This window comes from Flavobacterium chungangensis (genome assembly GCF_042654045.1).
GTDB classification, from domain to species: Bacteria; Bacteroidota; Bacteroidia; order Flavobacteriales; family Flavobacteriaceae; genus Flavobacterium; species Flavobacterium chungangensis.
Genome location: NZ_JBHSFY010000027.1, coordinates 1 through 4954, shown reverse-complemented (window position 1 = coordinate 4954; position 4954 = coordinate 1). Strand labels below are relative to the sequence as shown.

The following is a 4954-nucleotide window of genomic DNA, read 5'->3' as shown; positions in this document are numbered from 1 at the left end:
TTTTTTAGAAAGTTCTCTCCCCGCCGAGGCGGGGAAAAGTTTGTGCATAAGCTTACGGATTATTAGTACTACTCGACTATGACATTACTGCCTTTACATCTGTAGCCTATCAACGTGGTCATCTTCCACGATCCTTAAAAGAAATCTCATCTTGTGGTGGGTTTCGCGCTTATATGCTTTCAGCGCTTATCCCTTCCAAACGTAGCTACTCTGCGGTGCCCCTGGCGGGACAACAGATACACTAGAGGTTTGTCCAATTCGGTCCTCTCGTACTAGAATCAGATCCACTCAAATTTCTAACGCCCGCAGTAGATAGAGACCGAACTGTCTCACGACGTTCTGAACCCAGCTCGCGTGCCACTTTAATGGGCGAACAGCCCAACCCTTGGGACCTTCTCCAGCCCCAGGATGTGACGAGCCGACATCGAGGTGCCAAACCCCCCCGTCGATATGAGCTCTTGGGGGAGATCAGCCTGTTATCCCCGGCGTACCTTTTATCCTTTGAGCGATGGCCCTTCCATGCGGAACCACCGGATCACTATGCTCTACTTTCGTACCTGATCGACCTGTATGTCTCTCAGTCAAGCTCCCTTATGCCATTGCACTCTACGCACGGTTACCAAGCGTACTGAGGGAACCTTTAGAAGCCTCCGTTACTCTTTTGGAGGCGACCACCCCAGTCAAACTACCCACCAAGCACTGTCCCCCACATTGCGGGGTTAGGCCTCAGATAAACAAAGGGTTGTATTTCAACAATGACTCCACAACGCCTGGCGACGCCGCTTCATAGTCTCCAACCTATCCTACACATCATTTATCCAAGGTCAATACTAAGCTATAGTAAAGGTGCACAGGGTCTTTTCGTCCCACTGCGGGTAAACGGCATCTTCACCGTTACTACAATTTCACCGAGCTCATGGCTGAGACAGTGTCCAGATCGTTACACCATTCGTGCAGGTCGGAACTTACCCGACAAGGAATTTCGCTACCTTAGGACCGTTATAGTTACGGCCGCCGTTTACTGGGGCTTCAATTCAATGCTTCTCCGAAGATAACATCTCCTCTTAACCTTCCAGCACCGGGCAGGTGTCAGGCCCTATACTTCATCTTACGATTTTGCAGAGCCCTGTGTTTTTGATAAACAGTCGCCTGGACCTCTTCACTGCGGCCCCGATTGCTCGGGGCGACCTTTCTCCCGAAGTTACAGGTCTATTTTGCCTAATTCCTTAGCCATGAATCTCTCGAGCACCTTAGGATTCTCTCCTCAACTACCTGTGTCGGTTTACGGTACTGGTTCTTACTGCCTGAAGTTTAGAGGTTTTTCTTGGAAGCCCTTAGGCGCACTATCTCTTTGTCCGAAGACTCCGAGTACTATCGCATTTCACCAAGATCTCCGGATTTGCCTAGAGACCCTATAGCTAGGTGCTTTAACGAACTATTCCGTCAGTTCGCGGCGCTTTCATCACTCCGTCACCCCATCACAGCAATAAGAAGTACGGGAATATTAACCCGTTGGCCATCGACTGTCCCTTTCGGGTTCGCCTTAGGTCCAGACTAACCCACAGCTGATTAGCATAGCTGTGGAAACCTTAGTTTTTCGGTGTGCGGGTTTCTCGCCCGCATTATCGTTACTTATGCCTACATTTTCTTTTCTGACCGGTCCAGCATACCTTACGATACACCTTCAGCCCTGTCAGAATGCTCCCCTACCACTTTGCATTACTGCAAAATCCATAGCTTCGGTAATATGCTTATGCCCGATTATTATCCATGCTCGTCCGCTCGACTAGTGAGCTGTTACGCACTCTTTAAATGAATGGCTGCTTCCAAGCCAACATCCTAGCTGTCTGGGCAGACAAACCTCGTTCTTTCAACTTAGCATATATTTGGGGACCTTAGCTGATGGTCTGGGTTCTTTCCCTCTCGGACTTGGACCTTAGCACCCAAGCCCTCACTGTTATCAATCATTATATAGCATTCGGAGTTTGTCAGGAATTGGTAGGCGGTGAAGCCCCCGCATCCAATCAGTAGCTCTACCTCTATATAACTAAAATAACGCTGCACCTAAATGCATTTCGGGGAGTACGAGCTATTTCCGAGTTTGATTGGCCTTTCACCCCTACCCACAGGTCATCCGAAGACTTTTCAACGTCAACCGGTTCGGTCCTCCACTGTGTGTTACCACAGCTTCAACCTGCCCATGGGTAGATCACACGGTTTCGCGTCTAACACTACTGACTAAAGCGCCCTATTCAGACTCGCTTTCGCTGCGGATCCATGGCTTAACCACTTATCCTTGCCAGCAGCGTTAACTCGTAGGCTCATTATGCAAAAGGCACGCCGTCACCCCACGAAAGGGCTCCGACCGCTTGTAAGCGCATGGTTTCAGGATCTATTTCACTCCGTTATTCACGGTTCTTTTCACCTTTCCCTCACGGTACTGGTTCACTATCGGTCTCTCAGGAGTATTTAGCCTTAGCGGATGGTCCCGCCAAATTCAGACAGGGTTTCACGTGCCCCGCCCTACTCAGGATACCGCTATCCATTATGCTCGTTACCCATACGGGGCTGTCACCCTCTATGGCGCTCCTTTCCAGAAGCTTCCGGTTCCTTGCACATGAAATGTCGCGGTCCTACAACCCCAGCTATGCCGTAACATAGCTGGTTTGGGCTAATCCGCGTTCGCTCGCCACTACTTACGGAATCACTTTTGTTTTCTTCTCCTCCGCCTACTTAGATGTTTCAGTTCAGCGGGTTTGCCCACCTATCGGTGTGCTATGTCTTCAACATAGCGGGTTGCCCCATTCGGATATCTGCGGATCGATCTGTGTGTGCCAGTCCCCGCAGCTTTTCGCAGCTTATCACGTCCTTCATCGCCTCTGAGAGCCTAGGCATTCCCCATGCGCCCTTATTTTGCTTATTGCACCAATCTCATTTTTAAAATGAGACCGTTTTGTTTTGTCTTTTGCAATAAATTGCAAAAAACGCTTTCTACTTTCTTATTATTTTCTTATCTCAATATGTCAATGAACTTTTATTTACTTCTCTGAGCAAATTCGTGGAGAATAACGGAGTCGAACCGTTGACCTCCTGCGTGCAAGGCAGGCGCTCTAGCCAGCTGAGCTAATCCCCCATTTTTTAGTGATGAGTTATTAGTTATGAGTTATGAATTATTTCTCATAAGGCCTCAACCTCTAAAATTTCCTTTTTTTTAAGTCAAATAGTAGTCCCGGGCAGACTCGAACTGCCGACCCCTACATTATCAGTGTAGTACTCTAACCAGCTGAGCTACGAGACTCTGTTTTACTTAATTTTTATCATTTTTTTTAAATTAACAGCAAGAGCAATACAATCTCAGATTCCAAACCCATAGTCCGGCATCTTATTTCCCAAGCGTGCCTTTCGGCTAACACTTTGGGCTCTAGAAAGGAGGTGTTCCAGCCGCACCTTCCGGTACGGCTACCTTGTTACGACTTAGCCCTAGTTACCAGTTTTACCCTAGGCAGCTCCTTGCGGTCACCGACTTCAGGCACCCCCAGCTTCCATGGCTTGACGGGCGGTGTGTACAAGGCCCGGGAACGTATTCACCGGATCATGGCTGATATCCGATTACTAGCGATTCCAGCTTCACGGAGTCGAGTTGCAGACTCCGATCCGAACTGTGACCGGCTTTATAGATTCGCTCCTGGTCGCCCAGTGGCTGCTCTCTGTACCGGCCATTGTAGCACGTGTGTAGCCCAAGGCGTAAGGGCCGTGATGATTTGACGTCATCCCCACCTTCCTCACAGTTTGCACTGGCAGTCTTGTTAGAGTTCCCGACATGACTCGCTGGCAACTAACAACAGGGGTTGCGCTCGTTATAGGACTTAACCTGACACCTCACGGCACGAGCTGACGACAACCATGCAGCACCTTGTAAACTGTCTTGCGAAAGATCTGTTTCCAAATCGGTCAGTCTGCATTTAAGCCTTGGTAAGGTTCCTCGCGTATCATCGAATTAAACCACATGCTCCACCGCTTGTGCGGGCCCCCGTCAATTCCTTTGAGTTTCAAACTTGCGTTCGTACTCCCCAGGTGGGATACTTATCACTTTCGCTTAGCCACTGAGATTGCTCCCAACAGCTAGTATCCATCGTTTACGGCGTGGACTACCAGGGTATCTAATCCTGTTCGCTACCCACGCTTTCGTCCATCAGCGTCAATCCATTGGTAGTAACCTGCCTTCGCAATTGGTATTCCATGTAATCTCTAAGCATTTCACCGCTACACTACATATTCTAGTTACTTCCCAATAATTCAAGTCCTGCAGTATCAATGGCCGTTCCACCGTTGAGCGATGGGCTTTCACCACTGACTTACAAGACCGCCTACGGACCCTTTAAACCCAATGATTCCGGATAACGCTTGGATCCTCCGTATTACCGCGGCTGCTGGCACGGAGTTAGCCGATCCTTATTCTCACAGTACCGTCAAGCTCCGACACGTCGGAGTGTTTCTTCCTGTGCAAAAGCAGTTTACAATCCATAGGACCGTCATCCTGCACGCGGCATGGCTGGTTCAGGCTTGCGCCCATTGACCAATATTCCTCACTGCTGCCTCCCGTAGGAGTCTGGTCCGTGTCTCAGTACCAGTGTGGGGGATCTCCCTCTCAGGACCCCTACCCATCGTTGCCTTGGTAAGCCGTTACCTTACCAACTAGCTAATGGGACGCATGCTCATCTTTCACCGTTGTGACTTTAATTACAAAATGATGCCATCTTATAATGCTATGAGGTATTAATCCAAATTTCTCTGGGCTATCCCTCTGTGAAAGGCAGATTGCATACGCGTTACGCACCCGTGCGCCGGTCTCAAGGCCCGAAAGCCTCTACCCCTCGACTTGCATGTGTTAAGCCTGCCGCTAGCGTTCATCCTGAGCCAGGATCAAACTCTTCATCGTATATTTTAATATTAT

At 49.2% G+C, this 4954-nt stretch carries 2 tRNA genes and 2 rRNA genes; all 4 read right to left on the bottom strand.

Annotation, left to right across the window (positions count from 1 at the left end):
• Positions 1-42: 42 nt before the first annotated feature.
• Positions 43-2924, bottom strand: a 23S ribosomal RNA gene (locus ACFO3N_RS24850).
• Positions 2925-3059: 135 nt separating this feature from the next.
• A tRNA-Ala gene (locus ACFO3N_RS24845) sits at positions 3060-3133 on the bottom strand.
• Between the two features lie 91 nt (positions 3134-3224).
• Positions 3225-3298 (bottom strand) — tRNA-Ile (locus ACFO3N_RS24840).
• 127 nt (positions 3299-3425) lie between these two features.
• A 16S ribosomal RNA gene (locus tag ACFO3N_RS24835) occupies positions 3426-4939 on the bottom strand.
• The 16S and 23S rRNA genes sit together here with 2 tRNA genes alongside, the layout of an rRNA operon.
• Between the last annotated feature and the right edge of the window lie 15 nt (positions 4940-4954).